Below are 20,354 nucleotides of genomic sequence, written 5' to 3'. Positions count from 1 at the left end.
TTCAACCTGGCGGTCTCTTTGGGCATGCGCGCTGCGTCTCTGTTCGGCGACCCACGCGCTGTCTCGCTTGCGAGCGGCAAGCCCTCCCACTCGCGACACCAAGAATAAATTGACAAGCCACCCAGACGCGGTAGGATCAACGGAAATATTTTCCCGCGCATTAACGCGTCAACACTCGTTCCGAATAGTTAATTCGACCGCAAACCGGAAAAACCGTCACCGATCTCACGCGCAAAAAAGACTGCCTTGATCAAAGGAGTTTCTCTTGCCTTGCTCCGCATTCCGCCTGCGTAGTCGTGCCGTATCGCTGCTGATCACCGGTTTGCCGTTCCTGCTTGCCGCCTGCAACGACCGGTCGCAGACTCCGACCGCCGCGTCGATGCCGCCGCCGGTTCCCGTGCTGGTCGAAACGGTTTCCACCACCCCTGTCGCCGATGTCGTCGAGTTGCCGGGCCGTATCGAGGCCGTGCGCACCGCCGAGATTCGCGCGCGCGTCGATGGCATCGTCGAGCGCACGCTCTATCAGGAAGGCACGGACCTGCCGGCCAACGCCCCGCTCTTCCAGATCGACGCGAGCGACTATCGCGCGCAGTTGCAGCAGGCGCAGGCCGCGCTCACGCGCGCGACCGCCGTGCGAGACAACGCGGCGTCGGTCGTGGAGCGGTTCAAGCCGCTCGTCGGCCGTCATGCGGTCAGCGCGCAGGAATACGACGCCGCGCTCGCGACGATGCAGCAGGCCCAGGCCAATGTCTCCGATGCGCAAGCCGCGGTTGCGCTTGCGCAACTGCGGCTGGATCGCTGCATCATACGCACGCCGATCGCCGGGCGCGCGGGCCGCGCGCTCGTCACCGAAGGCGCGCTCGTCAGCGCGGGTGCGGCCACGCTGCTCACGCAGGTCAATCAGCTGACGCCGATCAACGCGGTGTTCACGCAGTCGAATACCGTGATGCTCGATGTCGAGCAGCAGATCCAGTCGGGCGCGCGCAAGCCGACCAGCATGAAGCACGTCGAAGTGCAACTGATCCTCGCCAACGGCCAGGTCTACAACGAGCGCGGTTTTCTCGACTTCGCCGATCTCGTCATCGATCCATCGACCGGCACGCAGACGGTGCGCGCGCGCTTCGCGAATCCGGACCGCACGCTGTTGCCGGGGCAATTCGTGCGCGGGCGCATCATCGCGACGGGCACTCTGCAGGGCATCCGTATTCCCGAGCGGGCGGTGCAACTCGACAACGGCGTTGCGAGCGTCGCGCTGGTCGCCGACGACGGCACCGTGGTTCGCCGCAACATCGATCTGGGCGAACAGGGCGAAGGACGCTGGACCGTGCGCGGTGGTTTGAAGCCCGGCGAGCGCCTGATCGTCGACGGCTGGCAGAAGGTGCAACCGGGTCAGCATGTCGACGCGCGGCCCGCGCCCGATGCTTCGCCAGCGGCGCAGCCGGCCGCGCAGTTGGCCAAGCCCGCCGCCCCCGCTTCTGCCGCGCACTGACGGGCGGCCCGATGAATCGATTCTTCGTCGCCCGGCCGGTTTTCGCGTGGGTCATCGCGCTGTTCATCGTGCTGTTCGGCGCGATCGCGCTCGCGCTGCTGCCGGTCGAGCAGTACCCCGACGTCGCCCCGCCGTCGCTCAGCATCACCGCGGTGTACAGCGGCGCCGACGCGAGCACGTTCGAGCGCACCGTCACGTCGATCGTCGAAGACGAGATGAACGGCATCGACAATTTCCTGTACATGTCGTCGGTGAGCCGCTCGAACGGCACGATGCAGATCACCGTGGTGCTGAAGCCCGGCACCGATCTCGACGTCGCGCGCAGCCAGGTGCAGGACCGTCTGAGCCGCGTCGAGCCGCGCCTGCCGCTCGAAGTCCGACAGGTCGGCGTGCGCGTGACGAAGGCGTCATCGGGCTTTCTGATGCTGCTTGCGCTGCAGGCGACCGACAGCTCCACCAGCGCCGTCGCGATGGGCAACTTCGCGTCGAACAACATCGTCAATGAGCTGCGCCGGATCGACGGCGTCGGCGATGTACAGCTATTCGGCTCGTCGTACGCGATGCGGATCTGGATCGATCCGCGCAAGCTCGCGGGCTTTGGTCTGTCGGCAAGCGAGGTGCTGCAGGCGATCCAGGAGCAGAACAGCCAGACCGCCGGCGGCGGCCTTGGCGATCAGCCGATCGCGCCGGGCTCCGAATTCACCGCGCAGATCGTCACGCAAAGCCGCTTCACGACGCCCGAGCAGTTCCGCGAAATCATCGTGCGCGCGAATCCGGATGGCTCGACCGTGCGGGTGGGCGACGTCGCGCGCGTCGAGCTCGGCAACGACAGCTATGGCAACCGGCTCACCGTCAACGGCAAGGCGTCGGCCGGCATCGCGATCCAGCTCGCGAGCGGCGCGAATGCGCTCGCGGTCGCCAACGCGGTGCGCCAGCGCATGAGCGAATTGCAGCCGATCTTCCCGCGCGGCGTCACGTGGACCGTGCCATTCGACACCACGCCGTTCATCACGACCTCGGTGCACGGCGTGATCCGCACGATGATCGAGGCGCTGCTGCTCGTGACCGTCGTCGTGTTCCTGTTCCTGCAGGACTGGCGCGCGACCCTGATTCCGACCATCGTCGTGCCGATCGCGCTGATCGGCACCTGTGTGGGGCTGTATCTGTTCGGGCTGTCGATCAACATTCTGTCGCTGTTCGGCATGGTGGTCGCGATCGGTATTCTCAACGACGACGCGATCGTCGTCGTCGAAAACGTCGCGCGCATCATGCGCGAGGAAGGGCTCGGCGCGCCGCGCGCAACGGTGAAAGCGATCGGGCAGATTTCGGGCGCGGCGATCGCGAGTACGCTGGTGCTCGTCGCGGTGTTCATTCCGATGGCGTTCTTTCCGGGCTCGACGGGCGGCATCTACCGGCAGTTTTCGGTCACGCTCGCGGTGTCGATCCTGCTGTCGACGGTGCTGGCGCTGACACTCGGCGCAGCGTTGTGCGCGGCGATGTTGCGCAGCGAGGCGGCGTCAAAGGAACGGCCGAAGAACCCGGCCTCACGTCTGCTGCACGGCGTGTTCGGCGGCTTCAATCGCGGGCTCGAAGCGGGCACCACGCGCTATATCGGCGGCGTCGATGCGATGTTGCGCTCGCCGCTGCGCTGGCTGCTGGTGTTCGTCGCGGCCTGCGCAATCACCGCGTTTTTCTTCACGCGGCTGCCGACCGGCTTTCTGCCGACCGAGGACCAGGGATACATTTTCGTCACCTATACCGGGCCGCCGGGTTCCACCGACCAGCGCACGCAGCGCGCAATCGATCAGGTCGAGGCGTTTCTGCGAACGCAGCCGCAGGTGCGCAACGTCGCGTCCGTGACGGGCTTCAGCTTCTTCGGCCAGGGGCAATCGGCGGCGCTGTCGTTCGTCGATCTGAAGCCGTGGGACGAGCGCTCGGGCGAGGAGAATTCGGCGAGCGCGCTGGTGCGTCGCGCGAACGCCGCGTTCCGGCAGATTCCCGAGGCGATCATTTTTGCGCTCGATCCGCCGCCGATTCCGTCGCTCGGCACCGCGACCGGCTTCACGATGAAGATCCAGGATCGCAGCGGCGTCGGCGGCGAAGCGCTGCAACAGGCCGCGCGGCGCATGATGATCGAGGCGTCGCAAAGCCCTCTTCTCGCCGGCGTGCGCGCCGAGGGCATGCCGGAGGCGCCGCAACTGTATGTCGAGATCGACCGCGTGAAGGCGCGCGCGCTCGGTCTGCAGATCGGCCAGGTGAACCAGGCGCTTGCGCTGACGTTCGGTTCGAACTACGTGAACGACTTCGTGTTCGAGGGCAACGTACTGCGCGTGCTGTTGCAGGCGGACGCCGAACAACGCATGCGCGCCGAGGACGTGAGCGCGCTGCGCCTGCGCAACAACCGCGGCGAGATGGTGCCGTTCTCGGCGTTCTCGCACGTGCGCTGGATTTCCGGGCCGCAGCAGCTCGAACGCTATAACGGCTTTCCGTCCGCGACGCTGTCGGGGCAGGCCGCGCCCGGCCGTTCGAGCGGCGCGGCGATCGCCGAGATGGAACGCATCGCGTCGCGCGTGTTGACCGGCAGCATGAGCTACGAATGGACCGGCACCGCGTTCGAGGAAAAACAGGCGAGCGGCCAGATCGGCATGCTGCTGGGGTTGTCGCTCGTGGTCGTGTTCCTGCTGCTCGCGGCGCTGTACGAGAGCTGGGCGATTCCGGTCGCGGTGTTGCTGATCATCCCGTTCGGCGTGATCGGCGCGGTAGTGCTGACGATGCTGCGTGGACTGTCCGCGGACGTGTACTTCAACATCGGCCTCGTGACGATCATCGGCCTTGCCGCGAAGAACGCGATTCTGATCGTCGAGTTCGCGATCAAGGAGGAAGCCGCAGGAAAGGACGCGCTGGCCGCCGCGAAGAACGGCGCGCAGCAGCGTCTGCGCCCTATTCTGATGACTAGCGTCACGTTCGTGCTGGGCATGCTGCCGCTCGTGCTCGCGACCGGCGCGGGCGCTGCGAGCCGGCGCGCGGTCGGCACCGGCGTGATGGGCAGCATGCTGACCGCGACGATGTTCGGCATCTTCTTTACGCCGCTGTTCTATGTGGCCGCGCGTCGCTGGCTGAGCCGCAAGAAGCGCAGCATCGATCTGGACGATGACGATCGGCCAACGGCCACGCCGGACGAATTGGGTGGAGGGCAGCGCGATGCCTAAGAGCCTTCATCAGAGCCTTCATCGGTGCCTTCATAAGCGCCTGCTGCTGCCCTTCTTCTGCTGCTCGCTCGCCGCCTGCAACTTTGCGCCGAAGTATCAGCAGCCCTCACTGCCGATCGCCGATCATTTCGACACGACGGAGACCGCCAATCCGGCCACCGCGCATCTGGCAAGCGAAGTCGACTGGCAGACCTTCTTCGCCGATCCGCGACTGAAGCTGCTGATCGAGGCCGCGCTCGAGCACAACCGCGATCTCGCCGCGTCGGTCGCGCGCATCGAGCAGGCGCGCGCGTTCTATCGCATCCAGAACGCCGCGCGTTTGCCGCAGGTCAATGCGAACGCGGCTGCGACCCGCACGAAGGCGCCGCTCGGTTCGATCGATCCCGAGTTCGACAACACTGACATCTCGGTCCAGTTCAACCAGTACAACGTGCAGGCCGCGGTGACGTCGTTCGAACTCGACTTCTGGGGGCGCGTGCGCAACACCAGCGAAGCGGCGCGGCGCCGGTATCTGGCCACCGTCGACGCGCAGCACGCGTTCCGTTTGTCGCTGATCGGCAATGTCGCGTCGAACTACTACGCGATCCGTTCGGGGGAAGAAGGCATCGCGCTCGCGCAACAGACGCTCGACAGCCGGCGCTACGCGCTAGAAGTCGCGAAGATGCGGCTCGACGCGGGCGTCACGTCGATGGTCGATTACGACCAGGCCGCCATTCTCGTCACGCAGGCGCAAACGCAGCTCGCGGAGCTGCAACGGACCACCGCGCAGCAGCGCAATCTGCTCGAGGTGCTGATCGGCGGGCCGCTGAACGAGGCGCTACCGCAAGCGCCGCCTATCGCCGACGCCGCGCAGTTCCGCGAACTCGATGCGGGCCTGCCCTCCGCGTTGCTGATCGACCGGCCGGACATCCAGCAGGCCGAGCAGCAGCTGCGCGCGGCCAATGCCGACATCGGCGCCGCTCGCGCTGACTTTTTCCCGCGCATCGCGCTGACGGGCAGCTTCGGTTATGTGTCGCCCGAACTCGGCGATCTGTTCGTGCCGGCCAAGCAGGCGTGGTCGTTCGGCGCGCTGGTCGGCATGCCGATCTTCGATGCGGGACAGCGCCAGGCGCAACTCGCGCAGGCGCGCGCGCGGCGCGACGAGCTGGTCGCCGACTATCAGCGCACGGTGCAGAACGCGTTTCGCGAGGTCTCCGATGCATTGGTCGCACGGCAACGCTACAAGGAGCAGATCGCGGCGCAGGAACAGGCGGTGCAGGCGCAGCGGCAGCTCGCCGAAACGGCGCAGTTGCGCTACGAAAACGGGATCTCGATCTATCTCGAGGTAGTGGATGCGCGACGCAATCAGTTTGCCGCCGAGCAGCAATTGATCCAGCTTCGGGCGACGGCCTTGCAGAATGGCGTGTCGCTTTACGTCGCGTTGGGGGGTGGACCCGACGAGCCGCCGAACGTATCGCAAAGCACGTCACACGCGGATGGGGTCCAGCCGTCCAACTGAGGCACGCGCGCTGCATCAGCGCGTCGTGCCCGCCGCCGGCATTGCACCGGCGGTTTCTACTCATCAGCCAAGCGTCACGTCGACCGACGCTTGTTCACCATCGCGCACCACGGTGACGGACACGCTGTCGTCCGCCTGCGCGATCATGCGGCGCAACTGTTCGACGCCGCGAATCACCTTGCCGTCGACGGCAACGATGATGTCACCCGCCTGAATGCCTGCCTCGGCGGCCGGACCGGTGGCCTGCTGCACCACCACGCCGCCCGGCAACTGCGCTTGCTGCAATTCGTCACGGCTCAGCGGGCGCACGGCGACGCCCAGACGCGGACGGTTTTGCTGCTGCGGTTGGGGCTGCTGCTCTTCGCGCGGCTCGGCCGACGCCAAGTCCGACGCTTGCTGCGTGCCCACCGTCACCGACAGCTTGTTTTCGCTGCCGTTGCGCCACACGCTGATCGTCGCTTTGCTGCCCGGCGACAGTTGCGCAACCTGACCGACCAATTCCCTGGTGTTATCGATATGCTTGCCGTTCACGCCGACGATCACGTCGCCCTGGCGCAGACCGGCTGCGTGCGCGGGACCATTCGGATCGACGGAGCCGACCAGTGCGCCGCCCGTCGAGTCGAGGCCGAGCGCCTTCGCCTTGTCGGCGCTGAGCGGTTGCACGGCCACGCCGATGCGGCCGCGAGTCACGTGACCAGTGCTCACGAGCTGGTCTTTTACATGCATCGCCGCATCGATCGGAATCGCGAACGACAGACCCTGGAAGCCGCCAGTGCGCGAGTAGATCATCGAGTTGATGCCGATCACTTCGCCATTCAGATTGAACAGCGGACCGCCCGAGTTGCCCGGATTGACCGGCACGTCGGTCTGGATGAACGGGATCGGGCTATCGTCGGACATCGAGCGCGATTTCGCGCTGATGATGCCCGAAGTCACCGTGCTGTCGAAGCCGTAGGGCGAGCCAATCGCTACGACCCATTCGCCGACCTTGCTGCTGTCCGGGTTGCCGATCTTCACGGTCGGCAGATTGTTCGCGTCGATCTTGACGACGGCGACGTCGGTGGTCTTGTCCTTGCCGATCACGCGGGCGCGGAATTCACGGCCGTCGGTGAGCTTCACGCTCACGCTGGTCGCGCCGTCGACGACGTGATTGTTGGTCAGGATGTACCCGTCCTGGCTGATGATGAAGCCCGAGCCGAGCGCTTCGCCGCCGCTCTTGCGTTGACCGTTCTCGTCGATCGACGCGGCTTCCTTGACGCCGATATGCACGACCGCCGGACCATAGCGCGTGACGATGCTGGAGAAGTCGGGCGCCGACGAGCGCGAGCCGACGATATCGGACACCGCGTGCAGCGACGACGTCGAGCCCTGCGTGCTGCTCACGGATGCATCGGCACTGCGATGGCTCAGTGCATACGCGCCGCCAAAGGCGAGTACTACGCAAATCGCAGCGCTACCGCTCCAGTATTTTTTCGTGGTCATAGTCAAGGGAATATTGCCGAAAATTTCGAGATGGATGCGTAATGTAGTGGCCTCCTCTTAAACAAGGCTTAAAGATGGTGCTCGATCAGAACAGGCGAAGAAGCCTTGATTTATGGGTTATTTGCGCGTCGTGCGCTTGTGGCCACCGTTGCGCATGCACCTGTCGCGCGATGTGAGGATGAATTCACGAGTGGCTTATCGTGCCCGACCGGTGATTTCCCCAGGATTGACCTCGCCGAAACCGGTTCCGATAATAACCATATCGTGGACTTGTTATCCACAATGTGGACGTCAAGTTCTTTTGGCACACTTCGCGAGGAATTTCCCCATGCCAGAGGCCAATCAATCCGATTTGACGCGGTACCAGCTGCCGTTCCCGAAAGAAGCGCAAAAGGAAATCGTCGTGCCCTTCGCGATTCCGGCCGACGAACGCGTGTGGGTCCCGCAGGCCGAAAACGTGTCGTTCCGTCCGCTGTGCCTGAACGCGTCGCAGGGATACTGGATGAATCTGCTGCGCGTGCGCCGCTCGGGTGTGCTGAGCCGGCATCGTCATCCGCAGGCCGTGCATGGCATGGTGCTCAAGGGCCACTGGCGCTATCTCGAACATGATTGGGTCGCAACCGAAGGCAGCTACGTGTACGAGCCGCCGGGCGAAACGCATACCTTGTATGTGCCCGAGGACGTCGAGGAAATGATCACGTACTTCCAGGTCAACGGCGTGATGTTCTATTGCGATCCGTACGGCAACCACACCGGCTACGAAGACGTGTTCACGAAGATCGACATGTGCCGCAAGCACTACACGGCGGTCGGGCTCGGCGAAGACTACGTCGATCAGTTCATCCGCTAAACAACGCAACGCGCCCAACGACTCTGCAATACCAGGCATCACAGCAACACCATCCCCCCACAGCAGGACACATTGCGCAGGAGACAAGCATGCTTCAGAAGTCGCAACGTCTGAAACGTATCCAGGTAGTCGCCGTCGTCTTCCTGACGGTTGCGGGCATCGTCAATTATCTCGACCGCAGCACGCTGTCGATCGCGAATCACCTGGTCAGCGAGGAGTTGCATCTGTCCGCTTCGCAGATGGGGCTGCTGCTGTCCGCGTTCTCGTTGTCGTACGCGTTCGCTCAGTTGCCGGTCGGCGCACTGCTCGACCGTTTCGGCTCGCGCGTGATGCTCGGCCTCGGCATGCTCGTATGGTCGATCGCCCAGGTCGCGGGCGGCTTCATCCAGACGCTCAATCACTTCCTGAGCGCGCGGGTCGTGCTCGGCATCGCCGAGGCGCCGCTCTTTCCGGCCGGCGCGAAAGTCGTCAGCGAATGGTTCGCGTTACGCGAGCGCGGCACGCCGATCGGCACCTTCATCTCGTCATCCACCATCGCGCCGATGATCGCGCCGCCGCTGCTCACGGTGCTGATGCTGGCCTTCGGATGGCGAACGATGTTCGTCATCATGGGCGTGGTCGGCATCATCGTCGCGCTCGCGTGGTACGTCGTCTATCGTAATCGCAGCGAAATCGCGCTGACCGAAGCCGAAACCGCGCATTTGAACGAAGGCGCAACCGCCCAGGAAAACCCGCAGGGCCTCAGCTGGTCCGAATGGGGCGCGCTGTTCAAGCTGCGCAATACGTGGGGCATGATCTTCGGCTTCATGGGCGTGATCTACATGGTGTGGCTCTATCTGACCTGGCTGCCCGGCTATCTGGAGCGCGAGCGTCATTTGAGCATCGCGCACACCGGATGGCTTGTCGCGATTCCCTATGTGTTCGGCACGATCGGCATGGCGAGCAGCGGCGTGATCGCCGACTACCTGTTGAAGCGCGGCATGGCGCCGATCCGCAGCCGCAAGTGGCCGCTGTGCATCGGCCTCGTCGGCGCGGCCGCGTTCACGGTGCCGGCCGCCTACACCCCGAGCACGACGCTCGCGATCGTCTACGTGTCGCTCGCGATGCTGTTCGTGAACCTGTCGAGCGGCAGCGCATGGGCGCTCGTCAGCGTCGCCGCGCCGCGCCATCTGGTGGCGTCGCTCGGCAGCATGCAGAACTTCGGCGGCTATCTGGGCGGCTCGTTCGCGCCGGTGATCACCGGCATCGTCGTCGATCAGACGCATTCGTTCGTCAATGCGCTCCTCATCAGCGCGGCGGTTGCGTTCGCGGCGGCGCTCGTCTATCTGTTCGTCGTCAAGGAAGTCGCGCCCGCGCCGCTCGCGACCTCGATCGAGACCCAACCCACCTGACGCGGCTTCTCACATGACATTCCCGAATCAGCTACTCGAAGGCAAGACCGCGTTCGTGACCGGCGGCTTGTCCGGCATCGGCGCGGCAATCGCCAACGCGCTCGCGCAACTCGGGGCGCACACGGTGGCCGCCGGTTTGCCGCTGCCCGAACGCGCACCCGATACGCTCGATCGCGAGATTCCGCGCGTCACGCTGGACGTGCGCTCGGCCGAGGCGGTAAGCGCAGCGGTTAACGCGTTCGAGCGTCTCGACATCGTGGTCAACTGCGCGGGCGTGATCAGCCGCGTCGAAGAACATCGGCTCGACGTGTTCGAACGCGTGATGGATATCAATCTGAATGGCACGATGCGGGTGTGCGCGGCCGCGCGCGACTTGCTGAAGGCATCGGCGGGCTGCATCGTGAACACGGCGTCGATGCTGAGTTTTTTCGGCGGCGGTCTCGTGCCCGCCTATAGCGCGAGCAAGGGCGCGGTGGCGCAGCTAACAAAGTCGCTCGCGATCGCGTATGCGGCCGACGGCATTCGCGTCAATGCGGTTGCGCCGGGCTGGATCGCAACGCCGCTCACGCAGGCGTTGCAGGACGACGCTGGCCGCTCGCAGGCAATTCTCGAGCGCACACCGCTGCGTCGCTGGGGCACGCCGGAAGAAGTCGCGCAGGTCGCGGTGTTCCTCTGCACGCCGGCGGCGTCGTTCATGACGGGCGCGATCGTGCCGGTCGACGGCGGGTATCTGGTCGCGTGAGCGAGTCGTTGCGTGAAGCGGCGTCACCGTCGATTGGGGCCATCGATAAAGGCATAATTGCGTACCCCTGCCCTGCCTCCGTGTAATGTCCAGTTCCGCTTCCAAACCCTCTTCGCGCGCTGGCCCGCCCCGCCATGATGCCGTCCGGCACGCTGAAAACAAGACCGACTCCAAGGCTGTCGCCGGCGCCGCCGCGTTCTCGAAGTTCATCGCGGTGCTGCAACTGATCGCCGATGCGCCAACTCCGCCCAACGTCGCGAAACTGAGCGCGGCGAGCGGCTATCCTCGCCCGACCGTGCATCGCATTGTCGCCGCATTGCAGGCCGAAGGGCTGGTCATCGCGAGCGGCAGCGGCAACACCTTCGGCCTCGGAGCGCGCCTGATCAATCTCGCGAGCCATAGCTGGGAGCGCTCGGACCTGCGGCTCGCGGCCGTCGATGCGTTGATGGCGTTGCGCGACCTCACGTCGGAGACGATCCACCTCGCGGTGTCGAGTCAGGGCGAGATGGTCTACATCGAAAAGCTCGAAAGCCCGCACGCGGTGCGCATGGCCTCGCGCATCGGCACGCGCGTGTCGCTGACGTCGAGCGCGGTCGGCAAGGCGTATCTGGCGACACTCACGTTGCCCGAGCGCGAGGCGCTGCTGAAGAACGCGCCACTCGCGCGTTTCACCGAGCACACGCTGACCGACCTCGACGCCGTGCGCCGCGAGATCGATGCGACCGCGCAACGCGGCTACGCGGAGGATCGCGAGGAGAACGAAGCATCGATCTGCTGCTACGGCGCCGCGATTCTCGGCCCGGACGGCCGCGCGGCCGGCTGCGTGAGCATCAGCATGCCGACCTTCCGCCGTCGCGACGATGTGCAAGCTACTTACATCGAGCCGCTGCTTGCGGTTTGCCGCACGATCGCGGCGCGGCTGGGCCCGGCGAGCGGCAGATAGCGGACGATAGTGCGGCCGCGGCCGTCGATAAACTGCTATTCTTGCTGTCGCGCGGCCGCTCTGGCCGCCCGCCGCGTGCAAGCGGCAGACCCCGACAAGCTCCCGGCGGCGCTCGCGCGCCCGCCTTCGCAAAGACAGGAATACGCATGTTCGGTTTTCTGCGCGGCTACTTTTCCAACGACCTCGCGATCGACCTCGGCACGTCGAACACGCTGATCTACATGCGCGGCAAGGGCATCGTTCTCGACGAGCCGTCGGTCGTGTCGATCCGCCAGGAAGGCGGGCCGAACGGCAAGAAGATCATCCTCGCCGTGGGCCGTGAAGCGAAGCAGATGCTCGGCAAGGTGCCGGGCAACATCGAGGCGATCCGGCCGATGAAAGACGGCGTGATCGCCGATTTCAACATCACCCAGCAGATGATCAAGCGCTTCATCCAGATGGCGCACGAGTCGCGGCTCTTTGCACCATCGCCGCGCATCATCATCTGCGTGCCATGCGGTTCGACCCAGGTCGAGCGTCGCGCGATCAAGGAGGCCGCGCATAGCGCGGGCGCCTCGCAGGTCTATCTGATCGAGGAACCGATGGCCGCCGCGACGGGCGCCGGCCTGCCGGTGTCGGATGCGACCGGCTCGATGGTCGTCGATATCGGCGGCGGCACCACCGAGGTCGGCGTGATCTCGTTAGGCGGCATCGTGTACAAGGGCTCGGTGCGAGTCGGCGGCGACAAGTTCGACGACGCCATCGTCAATTACATCCGCCGCAACTACGGCATGCTGATCGGCGAGCAGACCGCCGAGGCGATCAAGAAGGAAATCGGCTCCGCGTTTCCGGGCTCCGAGGTCATGGAGATGGAAGTCAAAGGCCGCAACATGTCCGAGGGCATTCCGCGCAGCTTCACGGTGTCGAGCAACGAAATTCTCGAAGCGCTGACCGATCCGCTGAATCAGATCGTGTCGTCAGTGAAGATCGCACTGGAACAAACGCCGCCGGAACTCGGCGCGGACATCGCCGAGCGCGGCATCACGCTCGCCGGCGGCGGCGCGCTGCTGCGCGATCTCGACCGTCTGCTGGCCGAGGAAACCGGCCTGCCGGTGTTCGTCGCCGAGGCGCCGCTGACCTGCGTCGTCCGCGGCTCGGGCATGGCGCTGGAGCGGATCGAGAAGTTCGGCAGCTCGTTTTCCTACGATTGATGTGCGTGCCAACCACTGAACGATGACGACCCTGCCCGCCTACGAGCCGCCCGTCGACGAAACCGAGTTGCTGTTGAAATGGATTCGCCGCGCGCGCGAATCGCAGATGAGCCATTACGACATGGCGGATCTGCTGTCGGCGCGCGAGCGCCGCATGGGCTGGCTCGTGACCGCGCTGACCGCGTTCGTCGGCACGGCGGTGTTCGCGTCGTTGAGCGTGCCGCCGGTGTCGTTCGAGATGCGGATATTCGTTGGGCTCGTCAGCGTGACGGCGGCGATTTCCGCGGCGTTGCAAACGTTCCTGCGCTATGCGGAGCGTGCCGAGAAGCATCGCGCGGCCGGTGCGCGCTATGGCGCGGTGCGCCGGCGGCTCGAAGCGGTGTTTGCCGGCGACGCCGATGCGCGCGAAGCGCACTATCTCACCGGGATTCGTACCGAACTCGACCGTCTCGCAGAAGACTCGCCGAACGTGCCGCCGCGGATCTTCTATCGCACGCAGCGCACGTTGCTGGCGGACAGGCCGCGTCGGCGCGATGCGTGAAACGGGCGGCTTTGCGTTTCCGTTTCCGTCTGCAATTCAGATCACAAATCGTCCGCGCTGATACCCAGCTCGGCCGCCATGCGCCGCACGACGGCCTGCAGACGGCTGACTTCATCGGCGAGACGCTTCTGCTCGGCCTTCAGCGCCTCGAATGCGGACAGCGGCACGCTGTCGTCCTCGGCAACCGCCGACTGCGCGGCTTCGCTGATGCTGACCTCGCCGCACAACAGATGCATCCAGCGATTTTCGCGCTCGCCCGCCATGCGCGGCAGCCGGACGACGCGAGGCGGATCGTTCGCGGCCAGTTCGTCGAGAAACGCTTCGACCGACGAGATATCGGCGAAACCATGCAGACGCGCGCTGTTCAGGCGCAATTCGGCGGCCGTTTGCGGGCCGCGCAGCAGCAGCGTGGTCAACAGCGCGATCGACTGTCCCGGCAGTCCGAGCACGCGGTTCATGTTGTGCTCGAAGCGCGGCACGCGGCTGCTGCTGCCCTCGAACACGAGGCTCAGGCGTTTCAAGCCGTCGATGGCGGTCAGCACCTCGGCCTCGGTCGCGTTCATCACCGGCGCGCGGCCGGTCTTCTGATTGCAGCCGAGCGTCAGCGCGTTCAGCGATAGCGGATAACTGTCGGGTACTGTGTTCTGTTTTTCGACGAGCACACCGAGAACACGTCCTTCGAGCGCGGTCAGCGCGCGCAGCGAGGGTCGGGAAGGAGCTTCGGGAGTCGAATTCATGGGGATGCGAGGTCTCGTGGAAGATGCGCGCGCCGTTCGCGGCTGGACGGCGCGTTCTGTCAGGTGGCCACTATGATAAACGCGGCGCGGTTCGCGCGGTGCGGGAATCTGCGCTGCCGGCGGCGTCGCGGGTCAGGCGGTCTTCGAATACTTGAAGGTGCCCTGCGCGCTCGCGATCAGCAGCTTGCCGTCCACCCACGCTTCGGCGCGCGAAAAGAAAATGGAGCGGCCCGACCGTTCGAGAAAGCCCTTCGCGGTGACCGTCGCGCCGAGCCCCTTGTCCAGATAGTTGGTGGTCAGCGACAGTGTGAAGCCGTGCCGCGCCGGTTGTCCCGGGTGCGCATACAGGCCCGCGTAGCCCGCGGCGGCATCGAGCAGCGTCGCGATCGCGCCGCCTTGCAGCACGCCCTGACGATTGAGTTTGCTCGCGTCGATCGGCATCAGCAGCTCAGCGTAGCCGTCGCGCCATTGCGTCAGACGCACGCCGAGCGATTCGAGAAACGGGTTGTCGATGGGAAAGTCGGACATGATTCGGGCGTGGGCTCGGTCGGAACGAACCGTGAGCATACCCTTGAAACGCGCGCGGCCGCGGCCAGGCGCGCACGCGGGCAAATTCCGCCGCATCTGCTAGTGTGAAGGGATTGACATTCTGTTTCGTGGAGACTCGATGCGCTCCGCTAGCTCGAAATCTGGCGAGCCTGCCCGCCTGACCGATGCGCAGATCGCCGCGGAAGCGGCGCGCCGTCTCGCGTGGGACTCGGCCGTGCCGCCGCGCGCGGTGCGCGTGAAGGTCACGCGCGGGCGCATCACGCTGTCGGGTGAGCTTCAGCGCGAAGCACAGCGCATCGCGATGCTCGAAGACGTGACGCGGTTGTTCGGCGTCACCGGCATCGCGGACCGGACCGTCGTCAAATCGGCATAACGCGGTTCAAGCGGATCAGGCGCGTCAGCTCTAGCCCGCTAGCAGCAGTTCCCGGCAATGCCGCGCGATCTGCTTCTCCTCCTCGGTATGCAGCACCCTCACCTTGCCCGCCGGATCGCCCTCGACCAGCCCAAGAAACGCAAGACCGTCGCATACGCGCCGCCGAACCTCGGCGCTGTGCTCGCCGATCCCGCCGGTGAACACCAGCAGATCGATGCCGCCAAGCAGTGCCGCGTATCCGCCGATCGTCTTGCGCACTCCGGTCGCAAACGCATCGAGCGCGAGCGACGCGTGCGCATCGCCGGCCGCCGCGCTTTTTTGCAGCGCTTGCATGTCGCTTTCGCCGTCCGCGTAACCGGCCAGACCGCTCTGGCGATTGAGCAGCGTGTCCAGCGCATCGGCGTCGAGCCGTTCCGCGCGCATCAGATACAGCAGCACGCCCGGATCGAGGTCGCCGCTGCGCGTGCCCATCGGGATGCCGCCGGTCGGCGTCAGGCCCATCGTCGTATCGACCGAGCGGCCGTCGAGCAGCGCGCACAGGCTCGCACCATTGCCGAGATGCGCGAACACCGCGCGCGACGGCAAAGCCGCGCCGAGTTGCTTGACCAGCGATTCGTACGACAGCCCGTGAAAGCCATAGCGGATCACGCCGGCGTCCGCATAACGGCGCGGCAGCGGGAGCCGCGCGGCGCGCGGCGGCAGCGTCGCATGAAACGCGGTGTCGAAGCACGCGTAATGCGTAGCGTCGCGGAAAATCTCCGTGGCTTCGTTGATCAACTCGAGTGCCGGCGGGATATGCAGTGGCGCAAAGTGCAGCGCGTCGAGCAACTGACGGCGCACGTCGTCGGTGATGCGCTGGTGCGTGCGCAGATGCGGGCCGCCATGCACGACGCGATGCCCCACCGCCGAGGGCCGCGCATGATGCTGCTGCACGAGCAGTTGCGAAAGCTGTTGCAGCGCCTCGGTCTGCGAGTCGAGCTTCTGGTCCTGCTGCAACAGCACGCGGCCGTCGGCCGCCTTGATCCGCAGGCGGCCATCGGTGCGGCCGATGCCCTCGGCCGCGCCTTCGAGCAGCAGCGTTTCGTCGTCGGCCGAAGGTGCGAAAAGCCCGAACTTCAGCGACGAGGACCCGCTATTCAACACGAGGATCGTGCGTTCCTGATCGTGGTCGTGCATGGTGTCCCCCTCAGCCTTTCCACGTCCAGTTGCGGATTTCCTCCTTGTCGATCCCCTCCTCGTGCGCATACGCGAGATGCTCGATGATCTGCCCGCGCAGCCACTCCTTCGTATGATCGCCGACACCGCGCAGCGTGGGTACGCGATCGATCGCATCGATCGCCAGCGTGAAGCGGTCGACGCCGTTGATGATCGCGAGTTCGAGCGGGGTATTGATGTTGCCCCTCTCGTTGTAGCCATGCACGTGCATGTTGCCGTGGTTCTTGCGGTTGTACGTGAGCTTGTGTACGAGCGCCGCATACGCGTGGAAGTTGAAGATCACCGGTTTGTCGGTCGTAAACAGCGAATCGAAATCGCGGTCGGACAGTCCATGCGGATGCGCACGCTCGGGCATCAGGCGGAACAGATCGACCACGTTGACGAAGCGGATCTTCAGCGTCGGGCAGTGCTCCTTCAGGATCTGCACGGCGGCGAGCGCTTCCATCGTCGCGATGTCGCCCGCGCACGCCATCACGACGTCCGGCTCGGCGCCCTGGTCGGTCGACGCCCAGTCCCAGATGCCGATACCTTTGGTGCAATGAATGACGGCCGCGTCCATGTCGAGATAATCCAGATGCGGCTGCTTGTCGGACACGATCACGTTGACGTAGTCGCGCGAGCGCAGGCAGTGGTCGCCAACGCTCAGCAGACAGTTCGCATCGGGCGGCAGATAGATGCGCACCACTTCCGGGCTCTTGTTCGTGACCACGTCGAGGAAACCGGGGTCCTGGTGCGTGAAACCGTTGTGATCCTGGCGCCACACGATCGACGTGATCAGCAGATTGAGCGATGGCACCGGCTGCCGCCAGCCGAGCTCGCGCTTGGATTTTTCGAGCCATTTCGCGTGCTGGTTGAACATCGAGTCGATCACGTGCACGAACGCTTCGTAGGTCGCGAAGAGCCCATGACGGCCGGTCAGGTTATAGCCTTCCAGCCAGCCTTCGAGTGTGTGCTCGCTGAGCATCTCCATCACGCGGCCGTCGGGCGACAGGTAGCCTCCGTCGGCGTCGCTCGGTTCGAGGGGATCGAGCCAGGTCTTGCCCGACACTTCATAAACCGCATGCAGTTTATTGCTCGACGTTTCATCGGGGCCGAACAGCCGGAAGTTCGACATGTTCTTGCGCATCACGTCGCGCAGGAAGGTGCCAAGCACCGCGGTCGGCGACGTATACGCCGCCGCCGGTTTCTTCACGGCCACCGCGTAATCGCGGAACGACGGCATGTCGAGCATCTTGCACAGCAGGCCGCCGTTCGCGTGCGGGTTGGCGCTGATGCGGCGCGCGCCTTCGGGCGCGAGCGCGCGCAGTTCTTCGACGAGCCGGCCATTCGCATCGAACAGCGTTTCAGGACCGTAGCTGCGCAGCCAATCCTCGACGATCTTCAGACTCTTGCGATTGGTCACCGCATCGGCCACCGGCACCTGATGCGAGCGCCACGAGCCTTCCACCTTGTGACCGTCCACTTCTTTCGGCCCGGTCCAGCCCTTCGGTGAGCGCAGCACGATCATCGGCCAGCGCGGCCGCGTGGTGTCGTTGTTCTGCCGCGCGTTCTGCTGGATCGCGCGAATGTCGCTGATGCATTGTTCGAGCGTCGCCGCCATCTGCTGATGCATCGTGTCGGGATCGTCGCCTTCGACGAAATAGGGCTTGTGCCCGTAACCGACCATCAATGCTTCGAGCTCTTCACGCGGAATGCGCGCGAGCAGCGTCGGATTGGCGATCTTGTAGCCGTTCAGATGCAGCACCGGCAGCACCGCGCCGTCGCGGATCGGATTCAGGAATTTGTTCGAATGCCACGAGGTGGCGAGCGGCCCGGTTTCCGCTTCGCCGTCGCCGATCATCACGGTGACGATCAGCTCAGGATTGTCGAACGCGGCGCCGTAGCCGTGCGACAGGCAGTAGCCAAGTTCGCCGCCTTCGTGAATCGAGCCCGGCGTTTCCGGCGTGCAATGCGAACCGATGCCGCCCGGGAACGAGAATTGCCGGAAAAACCGCCGCATGCCGTCTTCGTCCTCGCTGCGGTCCGGATAGACCTCCGAATAGGTGCCTTCCAGATAGCAGTGCGCGAGACTCGCCGGCGCGCCGTGACCGGGGCCGGACAGAAAGATCATGTCGAGATCGTGTTTGCGGATCAGCCGGTTCAGATGCACGAGCACGAAGCTCTGGCCGGCATCGGAACCCCAGTGGCCAAGCAGCCGGTTCTTGATGTGCTCGGGCTTCAGCGGTTCGCGCAGCAGCGGGTTGTCGCGCAGATAGATCATGCCGACCGACAGGTAATTGCATGCGCGCCAGTAGCGATCGAGGTTGCGCAGCGTATCGGGGTCCAGAACTTGCGGTGGGGTGGGATGCGAGGTTGCTTCGGCCATGGCGTCACTCCTCGAAAAGAACTGTCAGGCTGGTTGGCGGATGATGCGGTGCACTCGAAACGAAGCCGTGGGGCACGGGTCGAATGTACTAAGCTGCTCAAACCGGGGCGAATGTTTTTTACCCCTCGCAGTATCTCGCGCTGAATGTGGCATTCGTACTGCAATTGCCTTGCGCTGTCTGCTTTCTTTTCGTGATCCTCTGTCGCAGGTCAATGGCCGCCATGTCGAGATCTCCCAGTGCGCTCAAAGTGCTTAAGGTTCTGGTCCTTACGCTCGTGTTGACGTTCGTGGCGGTCGGAATACCGATAGGCGTATTCGGGCTGCTGGTCAAGCTGTTCAGCCATGCCTAGCACAGCGGCGCCGCTGTCGGCACGCGGACGCGAGCGCCGCGGAATCTGTATGCTCTTTGTGAGACCGGGCGCGACATTTGCATCGCGCCGCTCATTCAACGCAAGGAGAGAGCCTTGGCCAACCACAGCGCCCCCACCAACAACCCGCCCGCTTCGCAGCCCGATCCTGAATTGCAGGCGCTCGCCCGCGAAGTGTTCGACCTCGCGCGACGCGGCGATGCGACGATGCTCGCCGCCGTCATCCAAAAAGGCGTACCGCCGAATCTGCGCAACGAACGCGGCGACAGCCTGCTGATGCTCGCGAGCTATCACGGCCATGTCGACGCGGTGCGCACGCTGCTCGAACAGGGCGCCGATGCGAACCTGCGCAACGATGCAGGACAGACGCCGATCGCGGGCGCTGCGTTCAAGGGCTTCGACAACGTGATCGAAACCTTGCTCGCGCATGGCGCCGACGTCGAAGGCGCATCGCCCGATGGCCGCACCGCGCTGATGATCGCCGCGATGTTCAACCGCACCGCAAGCGTCGATCTGCTGCTCGCGCACGGCGCGGACCCGCATGCGCGCGACGCGAACGGCGTCAGCGCGGCCGATGCCGCCGCACGGATGGGCGCCGCCGATACCCAGGCGCGCCTGAAAGCGCTGGGCGCTTGATCTCGCGACTTCACCCGCGGCTTCACCCCTGATGCGGTGCCCGCACATCGCGCGCGGCGCCGCCTAGTTGCCCTTCCCGCTACGCAACAGCGTCTCCACGTCGATCTCCGCCAACTCGCCGATTCGCCCGACGCTCACGTCCGCGGGCGGATTGTTCGCGATCTCCTTCGCATCGAACGCATAGTGTCCCTGGCGCGGAAACACGGTCGTCAGCTCCGTGCCCCATGCCTTCTTCATCGCGCCCAGAATCCGCAGCTTGTCGTCGACCATCACGTAATGGCGCGCCGGATAGCAATCCATCACCTGATCGAGCATCAACTCCTTATGGATGTAGATCAGCACGCGCCCTTCGACTTCGTCCCACAGGCCCGAGCGCGAAATCTTGCGGGGCTGGAACACGACGTCGCCGTCCGACAGGATCACCGTCGGCCCGTACTTGCCCACATGCCGCAGCGCGTCGAGCGCACCCGGATAGAGCCGGTTCGCAAACGGATACTCGATCAGGAACGACGACATCAGCAGCAGGCGCGTGTCGCGCGGATGCTCGGTCCGGTAGCGCTGCAGCGCGCCGAGGTAGTCGGCGTAGCCGAGTTCCGTGCGCAGGTTCTCGAAGATTTCCCAATAGCGCGCACTGTTCTCTTCGCCGAACTGCCCCATCATGTGCGCGCGCAGATCCTGCAGCACGTGATCGTTGTCGAGCAGCGTGTTATCGCAATCGAACAGAAAGACGACGTCGTGCGGCGTGGCGGAAGTGACTGGCATCGCGGTTCCTCGTG

At 65.0% G+C, this 20,354-nt stretch carries 17 protein-coding genes; 11 read left to right on the top strand and 6 right to left on the bottom strand.

Annotated features, from left to right (window positions below):
• Window positions 1–265 precede the first annotated feature (265 nt).
• The 3 genes from QFZ91_RS31515 to QFZ91_RS31505 are packed head-to-tail and all read left to right on the top strand — an operon-like array spanning window position 266 to window position 6,196.
• On the top strand, window positions 266–1,489 hold the full coding sequence (locus QFZ91_RS31515; RefSeq protein ID WP_429569576.1) for an efflux RND transporter periplasmic adaptor subunit: 1,224 nt from the start codon (window positions 266–268) through the stop codon (window positions 1,487–1,489).
• Window positions 1,490–1,500: 11 nt separating this feature from the next.
• Window positions 1,501–4,698 carry a multidrug efflux RND transporter permease subunit gene (locus QFZ91_RS31510; RefSeq protein ID WP_429569575.1) on the top strand — a complete coding sequence of 1,066 codons (3,198 nt, stop codon included), beginning with the start codon at window positions 1,501–1,503 and terminating at the stop codon, window positions 4,696–4,698.
• Entirely contained in the window at window positions 4,691–6,196 is a 1,506-nt protein-coding gene (locus QFZ91_RS31505; protein WP_429569574.1) for an efflux transporter outer membrane subunit, read from the top strand. The genes QFZ91_RS31510 and QFZ91_RS31505 overlap by 8 nt, the downstream gene beginning before the upstream one ends.
• Window positions 6,197–6,259: 63 nt before the next feature.
• Here QFZ91_RS31505 and QFZ91_RS31500 read toward each other — a convergent pair whose 3' ends face one another.
• Window positions 6,260–7,678 carry a Do family serine endopeptidase gene (locus QFZ91_RS31500; RefSeq protein ID WP_429569573.1) on the bottom strand — a complete coding sequence of 473 codons (1,419 nt, stop codon included), beginning with the start codon at window positions 7,676–7,678 and terminating at the stop codon, window positions 6,260–6,262.
• Between the two features lie 328 nt (window positions 7,679–8,006).
• On the opposite strand from QFZ91_RS31500, the gene QFZ91_RS31495 reads away from it, so the two are divergent.
• The 6 genes from QFZ91_RS31495 (at window position 8,007) to QFZ91_RS31470 (ending at window position 13,335) form a co-directional block, all read left to right on the top strand.
• The gene (locus QFZ91_RS31495; protein ID WP_429569572.1) at window positions 8,007–8,528 is read left to right on the top strand and encodes a 2,4'-dihydroxyacetophenone dioxygenase family protein; all 522 of its coding nucleotides are present in this window, start codon (window positions 8,007–8,009) and stop codon (window positions 8,526–8,528) included.
• An 89-nt stretch (window positions 8,529–8,617) separates the two neighbouring features.
• The gene (locus QFZ91_RS31490; RefSeq protein WP_429569571.1) at window positions 8,618–9,919 is read left to right on the top strand and encodes an MFS transporter; all 1,302 of its coding nucleotides are present in this window, start codon (window positions 8,618–8,620) and stop codon (window positions 9,917–9,919) included.
• A gap of 13 nt (window positions 9,920–9,932) precedes the next feature.
• On the top strand, window positions 9,933–10,661 hold the full coding sequence (locus QFZ91_RS31485) for an SDR family NAD(P)-dependent oxidoreductase (RefSeq protein ID WP_429569570.1): 729 nt from the start codon (window positions 9,933–9,935) through the stop codon (window positions 10,659–10,661).
• 85 nt (window positions 10,662–10,746) lie between these two features.
• Complete coding sequence (locus QFZ91_RS31480; protein WP_429569569.1) at window positions 10,747–11,604, top strand: IclR family transcriptional regulator; 858 nt, start codon at window positions 10,747–10,749, stop codon at window positions 11,602–11,604.
• A gap of 146 nt (window positions 11,605–11,750) precedes the next feature.
• The gene (locus tag QFZ91_RS31475) at window positions 11,751–12,794 is read left to right on the top strand and encodes a rod shape-determining protein (protein ID WP_013091688.1); all 1,044 of its coding nucleotides are present in this window, start codon (window positions 11,751–11,753) and stop codon (window positions 12,792–12,794) included.
• Window positions 12,795–12,816: 22 nt separating this feature from the next.
• Window positions 12,817–13,335, top strand: a complete 519-nt coding sequence (locus QFZ91_RS31470; protein ID WP_176105924.1) for an SLATT domain-containing protein — start codon at window positions 12,817–12,819, stop codon at window positions 13,333–13,335.
• Between the two features lie 41 nt (window positions 13,336–13,376).
• Here QFZ91_RS31470 and QFZ91_RS31465 read toward each other — a convergent pair whose 3' ends face one another.
• Both QFZ91_RS31465 and QFZ91_RS31460 read right to left on the bottom strand, forming a co-directional pair.
• Complete coding sequence (locus QFZ91_RS31465; RefSeq protein WP_429569568.1) at window positions 13,377–14,072, bottom strand: YceH family protein; 696 nt, start codon at window positions 14,070–14,072, stop codon at window positions 13,377–13,379.
• Window positions 14,073–14,204: 132 nt separating this feature from the next.
• Window positions 14,205–14,600 carry a PaaI family thioesterase gene (locus QFZ91_RS31460; protein WP_368717764.1) on the bottom strand — a complete coding sequence of 132 codons (396 nt, stop codon included), beginning with the start codon at window positions 14,598–14,600 and terminating at the stop codon, window positions 14,205–14,207.
• A gap of 139 nt (window positions 14,601–14,739) precedes the next feature.
• Between QFZ91_RS31460 and QFZ91_RS31455 the strand changes: the two genes are divergently transcribed.
• The gene (locus tag QFZ91_RS31455) at window positions 14,740–14,994 is read left to right on the top strand and encodes a BON domain-containing protein (RefSeq protein ID WP_176381482.1); all 255 of its coding nucleotides are present in this window, start codon (window positions 14,740–14,742) and stop codon (window positions 14,992–14,994) included.
• A 30-nt stretch (window positions 14,995–15,024) separates the two neighbouring features.
• Here QFZ91_RS31455 and QFZ91_RS31450 read toward each other — a convergent pair whose 3' ends face one another.
• The gene (locus QFZ91_RS31450; protein WP_368717763.1) at window positions 15,025–16,170 is read right to left on the bottom strand and encodes an acetate/propionate family kinase; all 1,146 of its coding nucleotides are present in this window, start codon (window positions 16,168–16,170) and stop codon (window positions 15,025–15,027) included.
• Window positions 16,171–16,180: 10 nt separating this feature from the next.
• Entirely contained in the window at window positions 16,181–18,574 is a 2,394-nt protein-coding gene (locus QFZ91_RS31445) for a phosphoketolase family protein (protein WP_429569567.1), read from the bottom strand.
• 464 nt (window positions 18,575–19,038) lie between these two features.
• Here QFZ91_RS31445 and QFZ91_RS31440 point away from each other — a divergent pair, with 464 nt between their 5' ends.
• Window positions 19,039–19,578 carry an ankyrin repeat domain-containing protein gene (locus QFZ91_RS31440; RefSeq protein ID WP_429569566.1) on the top strand — a complete coding sequence of 180 codons (540 nt, stop codon included), beginning with the start codon at window positions 19,039–19,041 and terminating at the stop codon, window positions 19,576–19,578.
• A 63-nt stretch (window positions 19,579–19,641) separates the two neighbouring features.
• On the opposite strand, the gene QFZ91_RS31435 is transcribed toward QFZ91_RS31440, so the two are convergent.
• Window positions 19,642–20,340, bottom strand: a complete 699-nt coding sequence (locus tag QFZ91_RS31435; RefSeq protein WP_176125729.1) for an HAD family hydrolase — start codon at window positions 20,338–20,340, stop codon at window positions 19,642–19,644.
• Window positions 20,341–20,354: the final 14 nt, after the last annotated feature.

Origin of the sequence: Paraburkholderia sp. JPY419 (genome assembly GCF_050435705.1) — a bacterium.
Lineage (GTDB): Bacteria > Pseudomonadota > Gammaproteobacteria > Burkholderiales > Burkholderiaceae > Paraburkholderia > Paraburkholderia youngii.
This window is presented reverse-complemented; position numbering and strand designations above follow the sequence as displayed.